General features: G+C 64.4%; 16 protein-coding genes. 10 read left to right on the plus strand and 6 right to left on the minus strand.

The annotated features are described in order from the left end of the window. The first annotated feature begins 190 nt into the window (after positions 1-190). From I0Q12_RS19605 to I0Q12_RS19615, 3 genes are read left to right on the plus strand one after another with little or no spacing between them, the layout of a single operon-like run. On the plus strand, positions 191-940 hold the full coding sequence (locus tag I0Q12_RS19605; protein WP_197253744.1) for an enoyl-CoA hydratase-related protein: 750 nt from the start codon (positions 191-193) through the stop codon (positions 938-940). Between the two features lie 18 nt (positions 941-958). Beyond that, positions 959-1,429, plus strand: coding sequence for a pyridoxamine 5'-phosphate oxidase family protein (locus I0Q12_RS19610; protein WP_231611039.1), 471 nt, complete (start codon positions 959-961; stop codon positions 1,427-1,429). 49 nt (positions 1,430-1,478) lie between these two features. Continuing rightward, on the plus strand, positions 1,479-3,443 hold the full coding sequence (locus tag I0Q12_RS19615; RefSeq protein ID WP_197253745.1) for a 3-hydroxyacyl-CoA dehydrogenase NAD-binding domain-containing protein: 1,965 nt from the start codon (positions 1,479-1,481) through the stop codon (positions 3,441-3,443). Positions 3,444-3,501: 58 nt separating this feature from the next. Here I0Q12_RS19615 and I0Q12_RS19620 read toward each other — a convergent pair whose 3' ends face one another. Beyond that, complete coding sequence (locus I0Q12_RS19620; protein ID WP_197253746.1) at positions 3,502-4,206, minus strand: TetR/AcrR family transcriptional regulator; 705 nt, start codon at positions 4,204-4,206, stop codon at positions 3,502-3,504. 421 nt (positions 4,207-4,627) lie between these two features. Between I0Q12_RS19620 and I0Q12_RS19625 the strand changes: the two genes are divergently transcribed. Beyond that, on the plus strand, positions 4,628-5,671 hold the full coding sequence (locus tag I0Q12_RS19625; protein ID WP_197253748.1) for a cyclase family protein: 1,044 nt from the start codon (positions 4,628-4,630) through the stop codon (positions 5,669-5,671). Positions 5,672-5,801: 130 nt separating this feature from the next. On the opposite strand, the gene I0Q12_RS19630 is transcribed toward I0Q12_RS19625, so the two are convergent. From I0Q12_RS19630 to I0Q12_RS19645, 4 genes are all read right to left on the minus strand, one after another. After that, positions 5,802-6,545, minus strand: a complete 744-nt coding sequence (locus I0Q12_RS19630) for an SDR family NAD(P)-dependent oxidoreductase (RefSeq protein WP_197253750.1) — start codon at positions 6,543-6,545, stop codon at positions 5,802-5,804. Positions 6,546-6,580: 35 nt separating this feature from the next. Continuing rightward, positions 6,581-8,104 carry a long-chain fatty acid--CoA ligase gene (locus tag I0Q12_RS19635; protein WP_197253752.1) on the minus strand — a complete coding sequence of 508 codons (1,524 nt, stop codon included), beginning with the start codon at positions 8,102-8,104 and terminating at the stop codon, positions 6,581-6,583. Positions 8,105-8,175: 71 nt separating this feature from the next. Then, on the minus strand, positions 8,176-8,928 hold the full coding sequence (locus I0Q12_RS19640; RefSeq protein WP_197253754.1) for an SDR family NAD(P)-dependent oxidoreductase: 753 nt from the start codon (positions 8,926-8,928) through the stop codon (positions 8,176-8,178). A gap of 53 nt (positions 8,929-8,981) precedes the next feature. Further along, positions 8,982-10,925 carry a pyruvate dehydrogenase complex E1 component subunit beta gene (locus I0Q12_RS19645; protein ID WP_197253756.1) on the minus strand — a complete coding sequence of 648 codons (1,944 nt, stop codon included), beginning with the start codon at positions 10,923-10,925 and terminating at the stop codon, positions 8,982-8,984. Positions 10,926-10,960: 35 nt separating this feature from the next. On the opposite strand from I0Q12_RS19645, the gene I0Q12_RS19650 reads away from it, so the two are divergent. The 6 genes from I0Q12_RS19650 to I0Q12_RS19675 all read left to right on the plus strand — a co-directional run bounded on the left by I0Q12_RS19650 (position 10,961) and on the right by I0Q12_RS19675 (position 18,247). After that, positions 10,961-12,277 carry an acyl-CoA dehydrogenase family protein gene (locus I0Q12_RS19650; RefSeq protein ID WP_231611040.1) on the plus strand — a complete coding sequence of 439 codons (1,317 nt, stop codon included), beginning with the start codon at positions 10,961-10,963 and terminating at the stop codon, positions 12,275-12,277. Positions 12,278-12,767: 490 nt separating this feature from the next. After that, positions 12,768-13,712 carry an ABC transporter permease gene (locus I0Q12_RS19655; RefSeq protein WP_231611041.1) on the plus strand — a complete coding sequence of 315 codons (945 nt, stop codon included), beginning with the start codon at positions 12,768-12,770 and terminating at the stop codon, positions 13,710-13,712. Further along, positions 13,709-14,602, plus strand: coding sequence for an ABC transporter permease (locus I0Q12_RS19660; RefSeq protein ID WP_197253758.1), 894 nt, complete (start codon positions 13,709-13,711; stop codon positions 14,600-14,602). The genes I0Q12_RS19655 and I0Q12_RS19660 overlap by 4 nt, the downstream gene beginning before the upstream one ends. Positions 14,603-14,604: 2 nt before the next feature. Further along, positions 14,605-16,194 (plus strand): ABC transporter substrate-binding protein, encoded by a 1,590-nt coding sequence (locus I0Q12_RS19665; RefSeq protein WP_307846358.1) that lies wholly within the window; start codon positions 14,605-14,607, stop codon positions 16,192-16,194. 153 nt (positions 16,195-16,347) lie between these two features. Beyond that, entirely contained in the window at positions 16,348-17,277 is a 930-nt protein-coding gene (locus I0Q12_RS19670) for an ABC transporter ATP-binding protein (RefSeq protein WP_307846359.1), read from the plus strand. Then, positions 17,267-18,247 (plus strand): ABC transporter ATP-binding protein, encoded by a 981-nt coding sequence (locus tag I0Q12_RS19675; RefSeq protein ID WP_197253787.1) that lies wholly within the window; start codon positions 17,267-17,269, stop codon positions 18,245-18,247. Before I0Q12_RS19670 ends, I0Q12_RS19675 begins: the two co-directional genes overlap by 11 nt. Positions 18,248-18,332: 85 nt before the next feature. Here the strand turns inward: I0Q12_RS19675 and I0Q12_RS19680 are convergent. Continuing rightward, on the minus strand, positions 18,333-18,752 hold a 420-nt coding region (locus I0Q12_RS19680; protein WP_197253764.1), incomplete at its 5' end, for an alpha/beta hydrolase fold domain-containing protein.

Below are 18,752 nucleotides of genomic sequence, written 5' to 3' on the forward strand. Positions count from 1 at the left end.
CCCGATACCACGATCGGTTCGAGCTGTCGGGCGAGCGCTGGTTGCTCCGTGGCCGATCCGACGAGTACGTCGGTGTAAGCGGCACATCCGAATAGAACGAGATGGGATGGTTGATCCGACAGGCTGCACCCAGCCGGATCAACGGTCCATCTCTTCGTTGTACACATCTAGCGCTTACGAAGGAGTGGGAATGCCCGTCCGGCAGGATCTGTGCGGCAAGGTTCTCGTCATCACCTTGGACCGTGAGAAGAAGCGCAACGCGATCGATCCGGAGATGGCGGTGGGGATCAGTGCCGCGCTTGACCGACTCGACGACGACGAAGACATCTGGGTCGGTGTGATCACCGGCGGTGATTCGGTGTTCTGCGCCGGATCGGATCTCAAGGACGGCGCGCAGGCCCGCACCGAACGCGGCGGCGAGTATGGAATCATTCGGCGGCGCAGGGTGAAACCGCTGATCGCGGCGGTCGAGGGCCCGGCGCTGGGTGGTGGCTTCGAGATCGCCCTTGCGTGCGATCTCATCGTCGCGTCCACCACGGCGCGGTTCGCGCTCCCCGAGACGCAACGCGGAGTCGTCGCGACGTCGGGTGCATTGTTCCGTGCAATCCGGGCGCTGCCGATCCACGTGGCCAAGCAGCTTCTCATCACGCAGGAGGGGCTCACCGCGGAGCGTGCGTTCCAGCTCGGGCTCGTCAGCCATGTCACCGAACCGGGTGACGCCCTTCGTCGTGCCCAGGTTCTCGCCGACGAGATCTGCCGGTCCGCCCCGGTTGCCGTGCGGCAGACCCTGGCCGCGATCGCCTCTCAGTACGAGGAAGCCGACGAGCGAGGGTGGAAGGCAACGGCCCGCGCGATCACCGCGGTCAAGGCATCGGACGACATGGCAGAAGGCATCGCCGCCTTCTTCGAACGGCGCGCTCCGCAATGGCGCGGGCGCTGAGAGAATCGAGGCTCCGAAATGACAGAAGTCAAGCAGCAGCGCCGCGGTAGGGCAATCGCAATGACGCCCGAGGAGGTCGACGTGTTCCTCGCCGAGGAGCGCGTCTGCCGCGTCGCCACGGTGGACGGTGACGGGACGCCGCACGTCGCACCGCTGTGGTTCGTCTGGGACGGCTCTCACCTGTGGCTCAACTCGATCGTCCGAAGCCAGCGGTGGAAGGACATTACCCGTGACTCGCGAGTGTCGATCGTCATCGACGCCGGGCACGGGTTCGCGGAGTTGCGCGGCGTGGAGATCAGTGGGCACGCGGAGAGCGTTGGCGAGGTTCCGCGGGGGTCGTCCGAGGACAGCCGGCTGGCCGACCCGGAACTGCGGTTCGCGCGAAAGTACACTGGCAGCGAGTCGTTCACTGCGGACGGTCGTCACGGATGGTTGAGGGTGACGCCGAGCAAGATCGTGAGCTGGGATTTCCGGAAGACGCCGAAGTGATGACCGCGGTGGTGCCTCGTCGCGCGAACAAACGTGGGGACGTACCCCGGTGACCGCGGACAACATGATCGGCTGGGAACAGGATGATGACGGCATCGTCGTGCTCACCATGGACGATCCGAACCAGAGCGCCAACACGATGAACGATCTGTGTAAACGATCGTTCGTCGCGACTGTCGACCGACTGTACGCGGAGCGTGACACGGTCACCGGTGTCGTGCTCACCTCCGCCAAGAAGACCTTCTTCGCCGGCGGCGACCTTCGGCGCACCATCACGATCGGGCCCGACCAGGCCGACGAGGTCCACGCGAACATCGAGCTCTTCCGGACGATGCTGCGCCGGCTCGAGACCATCGGCAAGCCGGTGGTCTCCGCCATCAACGGTGCTGTTCTCGGTGGTGGACTGGAGATCGCGTTGGCGACGCATCGCCGCATCGTTGCCGAGGTCCCGGGCGTCAAGATCGGCTTCCCGGAATCCACGCTCGGACTGCTTCCCGGTGGGGGTGGATTGGTGCGCAGCGTGCGGCTGCTCGGCCTGCAGACCGCGGTCCTGTGCGTGCTCGTTCCCGGGGTGTCGCGAGGGCCGTGGGATGCGAAGGAGGTAGGCCTCGTCGACCAGGTCGTCGATTCCGTCGACGCGCTGGTGCCCGCGGCGAAGGCGTGGATCAGGGAGAATCCCGACGGCGGTGTACAGCCCTGGGACCGGGCGGGCTACAGGATTCCAGGAGGAGGCTCCGAGTTGTCGGGGAACGCCACCGACCTGGTGCTACCGGAGGACCTGAGAACGAGCTTCAGGGGCGCTCCCATACCTGCTCACCACGCGATCGTGGCTGCCGCAGTCGAGGGATTGCAGGTCGACTTCGACAGCGCGATGAACATCGAGGCCCGCGCCTTCGTGTCGCTCGTTACCGGTCAGATCGCGAAGAACATGATGCAGGCGTCGTTCTTCGACCAGCAGACGATCAGGGCCGGACACTCACGACCCACGGGTGTCGCCCTGACGCGGATGGCGAAGGTCGGAGTGCGGGGTGCGGGTGCGCTCGGTGCGGAACTCGCGTATCAGTCCGCCAAAGCGGGTTACGAGGTGGTTCTCATGGACGCCATGCTCGACGCGGCGCGGACATGCAAGAGCCACGCGGAAGGTGTTGAAACAAAGGCACTTTCGGATGGAGTAACCACGAAGGTGCGATCGAACGCCCTGCTCGCCAGGATCACGCCGACCAACGATACTGCCGATCTCGCCGGAGTCGACCTCGTCGTCGAGACCCGGCCCGACACAGCTGAACTCGAGCCCTGGGTATTCCACGGGACCGAGGGCGTGGCTGAGCGTACTGCGCTGCTGTGGTCGACGACCGCGACCGTCCCCGTCACAGATCGCGTGCACGAGGATCTGGTGTGCCTGCACTTCCCCGAGCAGGTCGGCGAGGTGCCGCTAGTGGAGGTTGTCCGCGGCGAGAAGACGTCCGACGAGGCGTTGGCTCGGGCATTCGACTATGCCCTGGCCATTCGTCGTATGCCGATCGTGGTCACCGACTCGCCCGGGTTGTATGTCGCGCGTCTCGCCGGCGCCTATCACGCCGAGGCGGCAGCCATGCTCGCCGAAGGTACCGCTCGGACTGCCGTCACGAATGCCGGGAAGCAGGCTGGATATTCTCTTGCGCCGCTGTCGATGGCGGGTTCTCGGGTGGCGGTCGGCGACGATGGCACTGGGCGGTCCGGTGCGGACGGAATCCGCGTGTCCGGGATCGCGAGGGCGCCTGCCCGTGACCTGATCGACCGTCTGCTGTTCATCGTGGCCATCGAAGCGGCCCGGTGTCTCGAAGAGGGTGTTGTCGCGTCCACCGCTGAGGCGAATGTGGGTTCGATCATGGGTGTCGGTTATCCGCCCTGGGCCGGTGGCGCCGGTCAGTTCATCACAGCCTACGAGGGCGGTGTTGCCCGCTTCGTGGCCCGTGCACACGAACTCGCCGCCAGGTATGGCGAACGGTTCACTCCACCTGAACTTTTGGCGTAGGGACGTGGGAGTATGAGGTGGTGCGCCGAATCGGATTCGGCGCACCACCGGCCTACGCCTACGGCTTACGGCGCTTGCGAGGGCGGGAGGACGACTCGGGTGCCGAGGTCTTCCTTCGGCCCAGGTAGTCGCGCATGCGATCATCGAGGCCATCGATCTGAAAGCTCTCACTCCGGAATCCGGAAATAAGGGTCAAACAGTACTCCCTGGAGAGCGTTTCCGCGTCCCACTCGCCGCCGGGCTTGATCCACTGATACGTGTGGTTGTGCATGTTGAGAAACTGAAGCGTGGCCAGGCGCGGGTCGAGCTTCCGAAATGAGCCGTCATCCATGGCAGCAAGGAGGATTTGCTCGATGATGTCCTCGAATTCTCGCCGCTGCCCAAGGAGGCGCGAGCGGTTCGCTCCTCGCAGACTCTTGTAGTCGTGTTCGTAGACCCAGACGTGATCGAGACGCGCGAGGATGTTCTCCAGCAACGCCTGTGATACCATACGGAGCTTCAACACAGGGTCGACATCGAGATCGACAATACGTCGGGCGGCGGTCAGGAGTGGGTCCATCACTCGGTTCTGGATCTCGACCAGAAGGTTCTCCTTGGAGCCGATGTAGTAGTACAACGCCCCACGTGCCGTCTTGGTAGCCTCGCTGAGCTCGGCGATGCCGGTGCCGGCGTACCCCTTCTTTGCGAACAGGGTAGCCGCGATGTCGATGATCTCCTGGCGCTTCACTTCATAGGCGGGGCCATGCCCTGGTGGTCTTGCCATGACGTCGCAGCCCATCTCCGTTGTTCGGTCTACCTCTAGTGGCGCATACGCCCCACGTTGACGTCGGCCCGCCGGTCCTCTTTGTAGTACTGACCGGACAGTAACTTTAATCAACCGACCATTCTTACCATATCGTCGTTCGAGTGTGGGGAGAAGTGGCGTCGAAGCTCGCCTGTCATCCGCCACGGGGGTCGGGAAGCGGCGGCCGCGATGCGGGGTCGATTGTCGAGTTCTGCGGCGTGCAGGTAGCAGGGCTTCATTGATCGCACTGGGATTCGGGGGTCAGTTCCGCTGATTTGCATCACTATTCGTCGGTCGCGGGTTGCTTGTGAGCGTCGCAATTTCATTGACTGATCGGTCGACTATTTATACAATTTCCCGACCAACTTCATGTCGATACTCGACGAAACGAGGAGTAACCGTGACGAAGCGGTGGACGCATCGACCTCCCGGATCCACCTGGGGAGACTGGGGAGAGGACGACGAGCTGGGTCGCATCAACCTGCTCACCCCGGAGAAAGTCCTCGAGGGCGTGCGTGAGGTCGAGCACGGGATCAGCTTCAGTCTGAGCCTTCCGCTCGACTACCCCGGCGGATCGGCGATGAATCAGCGCCGGTATCCACCCATTCTGCGGCCGACCGAGGATCTGCAGCACAACCAGGACACCTTCTACAACGTTGTTGCTCGTGACACGATCAACCCGAACTTCATCGACGTCTGGTCCGACGACGTGGTGACCATGTGGTTGCAGTACTCGACGCAGTGGGATTCGCTCGCTCACCAGGGCGCCCTGTTCGATGCCGACGGGGACGGCGTCTCGGAGGCCGTGTACTACAACGGTTTCCGTTCGGGTACGGACATCGTGGGACCTCAGGAGGACGCCAAGGGAGACGGAAGTGGCAGCACGAGCTTCGCCCGCCATCTCGGCCTCGAGCACATGGCCGCGCACGGCGTCCAGGGGCGTGGTGTGCTCGTCGACATCGCGCACCATCTGAACTCGGATTGGCAGCCGGTCGACCTGAAGACCCTGCAGGACATCATGAAGGCCGACAACGTTGTCGTCGAGCCCGGAGACATGCTGTTGCTGCACACGGGATTCGCTACCCAGGTCCTCGAGTGGGGGAAGAACCCCGATCCGGACCGGATCAAGGCGATGTACCCGTACCTCGACGCGACGGATGATGATCTGCTGCAGTGGATCACGGATTCGCAGATCTCGGCTCTCATCGCGGACAACTACGCCGTCGAAGGTTGGCCACCTGACAGTGACACTCCGCATTCGCTGTTGCCGATCCACAACCTGTGCCTGTTCAAGCTGGGCGTGCCCCTCGGTGAGCTGTGGTATCTCCACGATCTGGCGAAGTGGCTCCGCGAACATAACCGAAGCAGGTTCCTGCTGACCGCGCCGCCGCTGTACCTCCCGGGGACACAGGGCAGCCCCCTCACTCCCGTGGCGACCGTCTGACCGGTCGCGGCTCGTCGGTTTCCATGAATCCGGCGCGGTGGAGGTCGGAATCGCGATGTCCACCGCGCTGAGTTCTGGGGCCGCCCGAGCGTCGGGTGATCAGTGCCGCGCTCGACGCTCGGGCGGCGCGTCACATCAGGCTGTAGCCTCCGTCTACCCGGATCGTGGATCCGGTGACGTATGCGGACGCATCGGATGCGAGGAACAGGTAGATGCCTGGAAGGTCGTCGGGCGTGCCCCAGCGGCCGAGCGCGGTGTGCCTGGCGATGTCGTTCTCACGTTCCGAGTTCTTGTGCCAGTGAGCGCCGAGGCCGGTGTCGAACCATCCCAGCGCCACGGAGTTCACTGTGATCGCCCGCGGACCGAGTTCCTGTGCCAGGGCCTCGACGAGGGCGTGGGAGCCGCTCTTGGAGGCAGCATATGCCGCGAGTCCCCCTCGGGGACGGACACCGACGACGGAACCCGTCACGATGATCCGTCCGCCCGGCTTCATGATGTTGGCCGCTGCGCGCGCACCCAGGAAGGTGCCGGTGAGATTGACGTCAACGATGTCGCGCCACACCGAGGGGTCGGTCTGTTCCACCGTGGACACCTCCGGTGACACGCCCGCGTTGCAGATCCACACGTCGACACCACCGAAACGCTCGACCATCTGATCGGCCACGGACTCGTTGAACCCGTCGGCGCGCACATCACCCGCACACACCAGGGGATCGCCGTCGAGCGAATGCGCGACCTTCGTCAACGCCTGCTCCGATCGGGCCACCAGGCCGAGTCGTGCTCCGGCTGAATCGAACGCGGATGCGAGTACCCTGCCGAGGCCGCGACCGGCCCCGGTGATCACCACCCGTCGGCCCGCAATGTCGGTGTTCATATTGCCCATTCCTTCTCCGTTCCGTCCTCTCGCGCTCAGGCGGGGCTGTCCCGCAGGACCCGTTTGAGGACCTTTCCCGAAGGGGTTCGCGGAAGGGACTCGATGCAGTGGATCTCCGCGGGCACCTTGTACTTCGCCAGCCGGGTTCGGCAGAACTCCTTGATGGTGTCGGAGTCGGTGCTCGTACCGGCCCGCAGGACTACGAACGCCCGCGGCACCTCGCCCCACCGTTCGTGAGGCATACCCACGACCGCGGCTTCGATGACGTCGGGGTGCTCGTAGAGCACTCGCTCGACCTCCGGGGTGGCGATGTTCTCGCCGCCGGAGACGATCATGTCCTTCTTCCGGTCCTCGATGTAGAGGTACCCGTCCTCGTCGAGGCGGCCGATGTCGCCGGTGTGGAACCAGCCGTTCCGGATGGCCCGGTTCGTCGCGTCCTCGTCACGCCAGTAGCCCGCCATCACCTTGGGACCGCGAACGACGATCTCGCCGAGTTCCCCCGGTGCGACCGGCGCCCCCTCCTCGTCGACGATCGCGATCTGGACGTGGGCCACCGGCCGGCCCACCGAGCCCACCTTCGACCGCATGTGTTCGGCGTCGTTGACGGTGTCGCCCGACACGGTCTCGGTCAGCCCGTAGGCATCGGCGAACCAGGCGCCGGGGAAGGCCTCGGAGATGCGGTCCAGCAACGGGATCGGCATCTTCTCGCCGCCACCGGTGATGAACCGGATCGACGAGGTGTCGCGATCGGTGATGTCGGGCAGTTGAAGGATCGCGTTCATCATCGAGGGCGCCAGCCAGATGTTCGTCGGACGCAGCGTCTCGATCGCGTCCACGACACCCGCTGCGTCGAACTTGCGAATCAGACTCAGACGGCCACCCACGTGGAAGGTTGCCAGCCCTGGCAGATCCATACCGCCGACGTGATAGAGCGGTCCGCAGATCAGGGTGTTGTCATCGGAGGTGAGCGAGAACTCCAGGATGTGCGCGAGGTTCTTCCAGATGAGGTTCTCGTGCGAGATGATCACGCCCTTGGGACGAGACGTCGTGCCGGAGGTGTACATCAACCGCTGCAGCGCACCGGGCGCGACGTCGACCAACTGCGTCGTCCGTCCTGCTGCCGCTTCGACGAGCGCCTCGTACTCGACCCAGGTGGCGTCCATCGCGCGGTCCAGCGTCACCTTGCGGCGGAGGGCCGGGATCGCGGTGGACAGCGCGTCGACAGCGGGAACGAACTCGCTCTCGGTGACGATGACACCGGCGTCCGAGTGCCCGAGGATGTACTGCCACTCGGCGGGGGACAGGCGGTAGTTCAGCGGCAGGACTGCGGCGCCGATCCTGTTTGCTGCCAACATCGTCTCCACGAACTCGACCCTGTTGTACAACAGCACCGCGACGATGTCGCCGGGCGCGACGCCGAGGTCGCGCAGGGCCGCCGAGGCGGACTGTACCCGCATCTGCAGGTCGCGGTAGGTCAGCTCGCGGTCACTCTCGGAAATGGCGATCCTGTCGCCGAACCGGTGGGAATTCTGCTCGAGAACGGCGGCGAAGTTGAACATGGTGGTGGCCTCTATCCGGTCGGTACCTGCCAGTCGGGGCTGGTCAGGATGCGTGATCAGCTGTGTGTCGCTCAGGGGAGCGAGTACCCGCCGTCGACGGCGAGTGCGTGCCCGGTCACCCAGCGGGATTCGTCACTCGCAAGGAAGGTGACCGCGCCGGTGATGTCGGCCGGCGCGCCGAGACCGAGCGGGTGCCGGGACTCGATCGACTTCAGGGCCTCGGCAGGCAGGGTGTCGTGCAGTGCGGTGGGGAAGGTGCCGGGGCAAACGGCGTTGACGCGAATGCCCTCCTCCGCGTACTCGAGAGCGGCAACGCGGGTCAGGTGGATCACGCCGGCCTTCGATGCGCAGTAGGGCGCGGCGTAGGCCCACGCGGTCAGGCCACTCACCGAAGCGATGTTCACGATCGATACGGGCGACGTCTTCCGCAGGGCGCGGGCCACCGCGCGGATGCCATGGAACGTCCCGGTGAGGTTGACCGTCATCGACCGTTCCCAATCCGCGGTGGACAGGTTGTGGATTCGTGCGTTCGGCGACACGATTCCCGCGGTGTTCACCAGGGTGTCGACAGTGCCGAATCGCTCTGCCGCATCGCGGATCAACGCGTCGAACGCGTCGCCGTCGGTGACGTCGAGCTGTTCGGTGGCGACCTCGATGCCCGCCGCCCGCAGCTTCTCGGCGACGACCGTGACCGCGTCGAGGTTCACGTCGGCGAGCACGAGGGATCTGACACCCTCGGTCGCGAAGTGGGTGCTGACCGCCGACCCAAGTGCACCTCCTGCTCCGGTGACGACGGCGGTCTTGCCTTCGAGTCTTGCGCTCACTGAGAACTCCTGTCCTGGTTCGTGACGAACGATTCGGTGTCGCTTCGGATTCGTCAGGGGTGGGCGTCGAGAGATTCGCGAATCGCCGCTTCGATGCGCGCCTCGTCGGGCAGCCAGTGCTGCTCGAGGGGCGGCGTGTACGGGGCGGGCGTCGCATCTGCGGTCACGCGGATGACGGGGGCGTCGAGATACCAGAACCCTTCCTTCACCGCGCGGGCGGCGAGCTCCGCTCCGACGCCGAACTCGCCGACGGCCTGATGCACGACGACCAGACGACTGGTCTTGCGGAGCGAGTCGAGCACCGTGTCGAAGTCGAGGGGGCTGATGGTTCGAAGGTCGATGACCTCGACGTCGATGCCCTCGACGGCGAGTCGATCGGCGACGGCCAGACAGTCGTACATCATCTTCGAGTACGAGACGACGGTGACATCACGTCCCGGGCGTCGCACGACGGCTTTGCCGAGAGGAACGATGTGCTCCGGCGGCGGGGTGGGGCCCTTCTTGCCGTAGAGGAGCCGGTTCTCGATGAAGATCACCGGGTTGGGGTCCTCGATGGCCGCCCGCAACAGGCCGTAGGTGTCTGCCGGGGTCGACGGCATGACGACGGTCAGGCCCGGGATGTGGGCAAGCAGGGCTTCGAGGCTCTGCGAGTGCTGGCTGCCGGACGACTTTCCGGCACCGAACTGGGTCCGGACGACGAGCGGCATCGACACGGCACCGCCGGTCATGAAGCGCATCTTTGCGGCCTGGTTCATCAACTGGTCGAGGCACACTCCGATGAAGTCGAAGTACATCAGCTCGACGACCGGCTTGAAACCTGCCATGGCCGCGCCGACCGCGGTGCCCATGATCGCGCTCTCGGAGATAGGGGTGTCACGAACCCGGCCGGGGAACCTGTCGGCGAGCCCGCGGGTCAGGCCGTAGACGTTGCCGCCCTTGCCCACGTCGATACCCGCGAGGAAGACCGTCGGGTCGGTCTCGAGTTCGTAGGTCAGCGCGTCGGTGATCGCATGCATGACCTTGGTGGCACCCTCGATGGGTGCCGGGGGTTCGGGGATGAAGGCACGTGGGGTCGAAACATGTTCCGCCGCAGTGTGGACCGGAGGGTAGGGTGCGTCCAATGCCGTAGCGACCGCCTGCTCGATGGCGCGCTCGACCTCGGCCTCGATCGCCGCGATCTCGCGCTCCATCCCTGTTCGTCGCATTGTGTCACCCAGGACGATCAGGGGATCGCGCTGCTTCCACTTCTCGAGTTCCTCCGCGGTCCGATAGGTCTCCGGGTCGCCCTCATAGTGGCCGTGCCATCGGTAGGTGGTGGCTTCGACGATCACCGGGCCGCCACCGGTGCGGATTCGGTGGACGAGTTCGCTCTGCAGGCGAGCGACCTGCACGACGTCGTTGCCGTCCACCTCGCGGAACTCGACGCCGTACCCGGCGGCTCGCTCTCGGAGCGTCGCGCGATGCTGATCGGCTGCCGCCGAGAATTCGGAGTATCCGTTGTTCTCGCAGAAGAAGATCACCGGTAGGTCCCACACTGCGGCAAGATTGACCGACTCGTGGAACACGCCCTGGGCGACGGCGCCGTCGCCGAAGAACGCGACGACCACACCGCCCGAGGCCCGCAGTTGGGCTGCAGTGCCCGCACCCACCGCGATCGGTAGGCCGGCGCCGACAATGCCGTTCGCGCCGAAGATCCCTTTCCGGGGATCTGCGATGTGCATCGAGCCCCCGCGTCCCTTGCAGGTGCCGGTCTCCTTCCCCATCAGCTCCGCGAACATCCCGTCGATGTCGAGTCCCTTTGCGATGCAGTGTCCGTGCCCGCGATGGGTGGAGGTGACGACGTCGCGTTCGTCGAGTGGCCAGCAGGCGCCGACGGCGGTAGCCTCCTGCCCGATGGACAGGTGCAGGAAGCCGGGGATCCGAGTTTCGCGATAGAGCCGCGATGCCTGCTCTTCGAAGCGTCGGATCGTTAGCATCCGCCTGTACATCTCGGTCATGGATTCAGAAGTACCGAAATCTGCTGCAGCAAAATTTGATTCAACAAGTGTCATGGTGTCGTCGCCGATCGGAGGGGAGGATCGCGCAAGGGAGTCGACTCTTGACTGTGGCGCGGGTCTCTCAATATTATACCGAATGTTCTACAAAACAAGGGTCGCCGTCGGCGGCCAATTCACGGGACGGACCCGACATGGATCTAGATCTGCCCGTCGAGGCGATCGAACTTCAGAAGCTCTGCCGCGACTTTGCCGCGAAGGAGATCGAGCCTTTCGCCGAAACCTGGTCAGAGGAAGAGCGTTTCCCATCCGATGTGTTCCTGAAGATGGGCGAACTCGACCTCACCGGGCTGCTCATTTCGCAGGAGTACGGAGGCACCGACGTCGGCTATGTCTCCTACGTTGCGGCAATGGAGGCGATCGGTGCTGCCGATCAATCGTTCGCGGCCGCGTGGAACGCCCACTCGACTATCGCTTCGCTTCCGCTCGCCGCATTCGGCACGGAGGAGCAGAAGAAGAAGTGGCTTGTGCCGCTGGCCTCGGGCAAGAAGATCGGGGCGTTCGGGTTGACCGAGCCCACTGCCGGATCCGACGCGGCAGGAATCCGGACGACGGCGCGGCAGGACGCCGACGGCTGGCTGATCAACGGCGCGAAGATGTTCATCACCAACGCCGGAACCGAGGTCAGCCTAGGCGTAACCATTCTCGCCGCGACCGGGACGAACGCCGACGGATCCAAGCGTTTCGGTACTTTCTACATCCCCACGGGAACTGACGGGTACACGGTCGGCCGTCCGCTGCGGAAGCTGGGCTGGCACGGAATGGATACTCGGGAACTGATCTTCGACAACTGCTGGATCCCCGCCGACAACCTGATCGGCGAGGAGGGGAACGGGCTCCGGCAGTTCCTCGACGTGCTCGACGGCGGCCGCATCAGCGTCGCGGCGCTCGCGCTGTCGCTCGCTCAGGAAGCCCTCGACCTGGCTGCCGTACACGCGACGCAGAGGGAGCAGTTCGGGCGCAGGCTCGCGGACTTCCAGGCGGTTCAGCACAAGCTGGCCGACATGGCGACCGAGGTCGACGCTGCTCGGAGCCTGGTGTACAGGGCGGCCTGGTTGGCGGACAATGACCGGCCCTTCGGCAAGGAAGCCGCGATGGCGAAGCTGTACGCCTCCGAGGTTGCCAACCGCGCAGCCAGTGCGAGTGTCCAGATCCACGGCGGATACGGCTACGTGCGTGAGTCCAAGATCTCCCGCTTCTATGCCGACGCGAAGGTATTGGAGATCGGCGAGGGCACGAATGAGATTCAGCGCAATGTGATCGCCCGCAGTGTGGTCCGGTCGGTTCGGACCTGACGGTCCGAGATTGTCCGATCGCCCCCGCCGAACCTGTTGCGGCAGGGTACTTGACTGCCCTGAGTTCTGAAACATGTTGATTTGCAGAATGTTTCGAGATCATTGCAACGGTGCGTGGATGGCGGCGTGTCCGGCGCCCGCCGATCCGGGGCCTCCTGTTGCATTGTTTCGACCGTGTGGTCTATCTTTCTGGTGACCTAAGTCATGGTTGGATGGTGAATGTGAGAAGGGCGGTAGATGTACATGCACGTCGCGCACAAAGCGGGTGAAGGTCCGCAGCCGGCCTTCGAGCGCGCCGTCCTCGGGCGGAGCGCTGTCGCCCGCCGCTGACCCGAGCCGCGTGTGCGTCGCCGCTGGCGGCGACTCCGTACCGGAAACTTGCTGGTAACAGCTGTCCAGAGGGCGTCAGGCCCCTCTGGGTTGAGTCGACTCTGGATGTCATTACTTTGTCGCGCGAACGGAAAGGGTCGAGAACATGACCATGGCGCGCATGCTCACCAATCGACTCGGGCGAAGCCTGCTTGTGCTGCTCCTCGTGACCATTGCTGCGGTGGGACTGCTCAGTCTCGCACCCGGCTCGGTCGCCGATGTTGTTCTCGGTGAGAACGCGACGCCCGAGTCCGTTGCCGCGATGAACGCCGAGCTCGGGCTCGACCAACCCCTGTGGCGTCAGTATCTGGACTGGCTGGGAGCCGCGCTGCACGGGGACCTGGGGTCGTCCCCGCTGACCGGTCAGGACGTCACCCAGGCCATCCTGGATCGCCTTCCCGTCACGATCGAGCTGGCGGTTCTCGGGCTGCTCCTGGGACTCGGCGCGGCCATCGTGCTGGGTGTGCTCGCGGCCGCCACGCAGGGCACCGCCGTCGATCGCGTCATCAGTGCCGTGTCGTCGGGGTTGCTGGCCGTTCCGGCATTCATCGCCGGTCCGATCCTCATCTACTTCTTGGGGCTGCAGCTCGGGTGGTTCCCGGTTTCCGGCTGGTCTCGCATCAGCGAGGGACTCTGGGAGAACCTGCAGCACGCCTTCCTGCCTGCGATGGCCATCGCATTGGTAGAGGTGGCCACGTTCCAGCGGTTGCTTCGGACGGATCTGGTCAGCACGCTGCGCGAAGACTTCGTCTCGGCGGCTCGGGCCAAGGGGATGTCGCGCGCCTACGTGTTGTTCCGGCATGCGCTGCGACCGTCATCGTTCTCGCTGATCACGTTGGCGGGAATCAGCCTCGGTCGCCTGATCGGCGGCACCGTGGTCGTCGAGATCCTCTTCGGTCTGCCCGGATTGGGGCAACTGATCTCCTCGTCGATCACACTCCGTGACGTGATCATGGTCCAGGGAATCGTCGTCTTCGTCGCACTGGTCTATGTCGTCGTCAACATGCTGGTCGACATCAGCTACGGATTCCTCGATCCGCGGGTTCGGAAGGCAGTTACCGCATGACAATCACCAGTCCGAAGGTGTGGCCTCCCGTCGTCGAGACGCGGGCGGTGAAACCGGACATCGCGCCGCCGCGGAAGAAGAGGTCGATTGTCGTCGGTCTGTGCTATTTCTGGCTCGGTGCTGTCATCCTGCTCGCGATGGCCGCGAATCTGCTCCCGATCTCGGACTACAGCGTCCCGGTCGGAGGGTCACGAATGACACCGCAGTTCGGGTCGCTCGACTTGTTGCTCGGTACTGACAGCTACGGACGGTCCATCCTGTCTCGATGCATCCATGGCGCCAGGGTGTCGCTGGTGGTGGGTGTCGTGGCCGGCGTCACGGGGCTGGCGGTAGGTGCGAGTCTGGGGATGCTCGCAGGCTACTTCCGGGGCCGCACCGACTGGTTCCTCTCGCTCGTTGCGGATGCGATGCTCGCATTCCCTCCGCTGATCCTCCTGCTGGCGCTTGCCTCGGTGCTGACGCCGAGCGTCACGACCATCCTCATCGGCCTCACACTGGTCACCATTCCGTCGTTCCTCCGACTGGCGAGGGCGTCCACCATCTCATGGTCCTCGCGCGAGTTCGTCCGGGCTGCGAAGAATCTGGGTGCCGGGAGCGGCCGCATCCTCGGCAAGGAGATCCTTCCGAACCTGGTGCCGTCGCTGGGCGCCTTCTTCCCGATCGTGATCGCCGCCCTGATCGTCGCCGAGGGCTCTCTCAGCTTCCTCGGCATGGGAATCCCGTCACCGCAGCCGAGCTGGGGTGGAATGATCAACGATGGCAAGTCGGCGATCGCCTCGGCGCCTCACATGGTGTTCGTTCCCGCGCTCGTCATCTTCCTCACGGTCTTCTCGCTCAACCAGGTCGGAGATCACCTCCGGGCCCGGTTCGACCGCACCATGCAGGACTGATCGTGTTCGGATCTCGGACACTCTCGACCGGGGCGTTCGCGCGGCACGTGCTCGCCGCAACGGGTGTCGTGGCGGTGCTCGCATCCAGCGCATGCAGTGTCGGCCGCACGGAGGGTTCGTTCGCGGTTGAGGGGCCGACCGGCGACCCCGTGTTCGGCGGGACCGGGCGCATGATCGAACTCGCAGAGCCACGCAGCCTGGACCCCGCTGTGCTCGCGAATTCCTTCGCGAACTCGCCGCTCCTCGGAAACGCCCTCTATGGCACGCTGATAGTCGACAACATCGAGACAGGTGCGATCGAGTACAAGATGGCAGAGGACTTCTCCTCTGTCGATGGCGGCAAGACCTTCACACTCGTCCTCCGTGATGGACTCCGATTCTCTGACGGCAGCTCCTTCACTGCGGCCTCGGTGCAGAACGCCTGGGAGCATGTGAAGGATCCGGCAATCGCGTCACCGGATGTTCCGCAGGCGCGGATGATCGACAGCACCGAGGTCGTCGACGACCGGACGCTGCGAGTGAACCTGGTCGAGCCGGTCCCGAAGTTCGCCTATGCGATAGTTCAGACCTCGCTGAACTGGATTGCATCGCCCGCTACCCTGGCCGCCGATCAGGCGCAGAAGGATTCCGCGCCGATCGGAGCAGGGCCCTACACACTCGACAGCTGGTCACGGCAGGACGTCATCCGGCTCGTGCGCAACGATAATTACTACGACGCCCCCCGCCCCTACCTCGACAGGCTGGAGATCCGCGCGATCCCCGATGCGGACCAGCGCTACACCACCCTTCTCACCGGTGCAGCGGACCTCGCGCTCGAGGGGACCTGGCAGAACGTGGACAAGGCTATGAACACCGGGTTGCAGAGTTCCGTAGTGCAACTCGGGGGCGGCACCGCCTTGGTGCTCAACAACACCAAGGCGCCCTTCGACGACCCCCGGGCGCGAAAGGCCCTGTCCAGCGCGCTGGATCTCGACATGCTCAACACCGCGGTCTATGAGGGCACGGCCAAGGTCCCAGTGCATCTGTTCGACGAGACGTCCCCGTTCCACACGGATATACCTCTGGCGCATCGTGATCGCGACGAAGCGCAGCGTCTTCTCGACGAACTCGCCGACGAGGGCAGGCCACTTGAATTCACGCTCTCCCTGTATCCCAACGGACGTTCGCTCGGTGAGGCCGTCCAGACTCAGTTGAGCGTGTTCGACAACGTCAAGGTGAACGTTCGGACCATCGACCTTGCCCAGGCGGGTCGAATTCTCGGCCAGAAGGACTACGACGTCATTTCGAGCACTGTCGTCTTCGGCGATCCCGAGCCGAGGCTGTGGTTCGGATTCCACAGTTCGTCCAATGGAAACCGCAGTGGTGTCAATGACTCGACGCTCGACGAGGCCCTCGATCTGGGTCGCACCGCGCAGACTGATGCCGAGCGAGCGGCCGCATATGGCATAGTGCAGCAGCGCCTGGCCGAACTGAACCCGGTTGTCTTCTATACCCGTGCGGCGCCCGCGGTGATCGCTCACGAGGACGTGGGGGGAATCGAACAGTACGGGATGGGATCGGTACTGCCCGAGGAACTCTGGATCCAGGACTAGGTGGCCGGACCCGAGAGCGACAGGAAATCACGGTGCACGTTGCGAGGTTCCGCAGTAGAAAGGCCAGAGACGATGAGTGATTCACTCCTCGATGTACGCAGCTTGCATTCGTACATAGCCTCACCGCGCGGTGTGGTGCGTGCAGTCGACGACGTGTCCTTCCAGATGGCACCGTCCGAAGCGCTCGGCATCGTAGGGGAGTCGGGCTCGGGAAAGTCGGTGATGGCCCGAGCGATCATGGGTCTGATGCCCGCGCATGCAGTGCAGACGGGGCAGGTCCACTTTCAGGGTCGGGATCTTCTTTCGCTGACACAGAAGCAGCGCGAAGAGGTGTGGGGCAAGCAGATTGCGATGGTGTTCCAGGACCCGGGTCGATCGCTGAACCCGGTTGTCCGGGTGGATCGGCAATTGACCGAAGGGATGCGGCGGCATCTCGGGGTCTCCCGCTCCGAGGCTAGGCATCGTGCGCTGGATCTCCTCGCGGAGGTAGGCGTTCCCGACCCGGAACGGAGGCTGCGCAACTATCCGCATGAGCTTTCTGGCGGAATGCGCCAGCGTGTGATGATCGCGATCGCGTTGGCGTGTGAGCCCGATCTCCTCATTGCCGACGAACCTACGACCGCACTCGACGTGACGATTCAGCGGCAGATCCTCGACTTGCTCCGCAAGGTGCAGGTGGAGCGGGGGATGGCGCTGATGCTGATCAGCCACGACCTGGCCGTGGTCGCGGGTCGGATGGACCGCGTCGCGGTGATGTATGCCGGCAAACTGGCCGAGATCGGCTCGTCTCGTGAGGTTTTCACCTCTCCGCGGCATCGGTACACGCATGCATTGCTCGGCGCCACCCCCCAGATCGACCACGAGCGACATGCGCCATTGAACGTGATTCCCGGCTCGCTGCCCTCGCCGACGGACCCGCCCGAGGGTTGCCGCTTCGCGCCGCGCTGTGCATTTGCCGACGCTGCATGCACGGACCCCGGCCCGGCCATGATTGCGATCGGATCAGACCACGCCGTTGCCTGTGTCGATCCCGCGTCCGTGGAAACAGAACCAACTCTTGGAGGTGAGCTCGTTGGCCGGTAGCGGAACCGCGCACTTGCGCGGAGACGACACGCTCCTGAGCGTGCAGGATCTCGAAGTCGAGTACAGCACGAAGGGTGGATCGTTCAAGGCAGTCGGGGGTATCAGCTTCGATATCCGCAAGGGTGAGACGCTCGGAATCGTCGGGGAGTCCGGGTGCGGCAAGTCGACGACCGGGCGGGCGGTTCTCCGCCTCGACCCCATAGCCGGTGGTCGGATTCGCTATGGCGACGAGTGGATCGAGGCGGTCCCGGAGAGACGAATGCGTCAACTGCGCCGTGAGATGCAGATGATCTTCCAGGACCCGGTGGCGTCGCTGAACCCGCGTCGAGCGGTGAAGGAGATCGTGGTCGAGGGGCTCGCGATCGGCGGGTCGAGTGCGGAAGAACAGAAGATTGCGGCCCAGACCGTGCTGGACCAGGTCGGGCTTCCCGGAGAGCGGTTCGCAGACATGGTGCCTCGTCAACTGTCTGGCGGCCAGGCGCAGCGACTGGCAATCGGGCGCGCTCTGGCGTTGAATCCACAGCTTCTCATCTGTGACGAACCGGTCTCAGCGTTGGATGTCTCGGTGCAAGCGCAGATCCTGAACCTTCTCGAGGAACTGAAGAGAGAGTTCGACCTGACGATCGTGTTCATCGCTCACGACCTGGGCGTTGTGCGTACCGTGAGCGACAACGTGCTGGTGATGTATCTCGGCAAGGTGTGTGAGTTCGGCGACTCTGTAGAGGTTTACGACCGCCCGGCGCATCCGTATACGAGGGCACTACTTGATTCGGTTCCGTTGGCCGACCCGGACAAGGGCTTCGCCGGGCCTGCATTGCAGGGCGACATCCCGTCGCCCCTGCGGCCGCCGGAGGGATGCCGGTTTCGGACGCGGTGCCCGATGGCGCTCGAAATCTGCGCGGTCGAAGAACCCGTCATGCGTGAAGTTCGCCCCGGCCAGTACGCGGCTTGCCACCACCCCATTTGCTGATGGAAGATGCCAAGCTTGCGGACGGCCGCAAGCTTGGCATCTGGTGACTCATCGCAGAAGTTCTTCCGGCATCACGGATCTCGCTTCAGTCAAGGATCCGATGCAGATAGCTCTCCCTGGTCTGATTGGCGGATCGCGAAAGCGCTGCTTGGGGAACGAGACCATCGAATCCATGGCATCCTCCTGGCCAGATGTGCATTTCCACTGGAACACCCGACTGTGCCAGACGCGTTCCGTACTGAATCACTTCGTCACGGAACACCTCGACTCCACCGACCTCGAGGTACGTCGCGGGAAGGCCGGACAGCGCCTGGGCTCGCGCCGGGGCCGCATACGGCGACACATCCGGACCGCCGACAGATTCCCCCAGCAGCGCGGTCCATCCCGTGCGGTTGGACGTGCGATCCCACACGCCCTCACCGTTGAGCATCTGACTCGAGTGCGTAGTCATCCGATCATCGAGCATGGGACACTGCAGAATCTGGTGACTCAGTGCAGGGCCACC

The sequence above is a fragment of the Rhodococcus sp. CX genome (genome assembly GCF_015865005.1).
Classification (GTDB): domain Bacteria; phylum Actinomycetota; class Actinomycetes; order Mycobacteriales; family Mycobacteriaceae; genus Rhodococcus.

Coding starts and splice junctions, on each gene's coding strand:
- I0Q12_RS19605 (WP_197253744.1), top strand. CDS start 191: ATGCCCGTCCGGCAGGATCTGTGCGGCAAGGTTCTCGTCATCACCTTG.
- I0Q12_RS19610 (WP_231611039.1), top strand. CDS start 959: ATGACAGAAGTCAAGCAGCAGCGCCGCGGTAGGGCAATCGCAATGACG.
- I0Q12_RS19620 (WP_197253746.1), bottom strand. CDS start 4,206: ATGGCAAGACCACCAGGGCATGGCCCCGCCTATGAAGTGAAGCGCCAG.
- I0Q12_RS19630 (WP_197253750.1), bottom strand. CDS start 6,545: ATGAACACCGACATTGCGGGCCGACGGGTGGTGATCACCGGGGCCGGT.
- I0Q12_RS19635 (WP_197253752.1), bottom strand. CDS start 8,104: ATGTTCAACTTCGCCGCCGTTCTCGAGCAGAATTCCCACCGGTTCGGC.
- I0Q12_RS19645 (WP_197253756.1), bottom strand. CDS start 10,925: ATGACCGAGATGTACAGGCGGATGCTAACGATCCGACGCTTCGAAGAG.
- I0Q12_RS19655 (WP_231611041.1), top strand. CDS start 12,768: ATGCTCACCAATCGACTCGGGCGAAGCCTGCTTGTGCTGCTCCTCGTG.
- I0Q12_RS19660 (WP_197253758.1), top strand. CDS start 13,709: ATGACAATCACCAGTCCGAAGGTGTGGCCTCCCGTCGTCGAGACGCGG.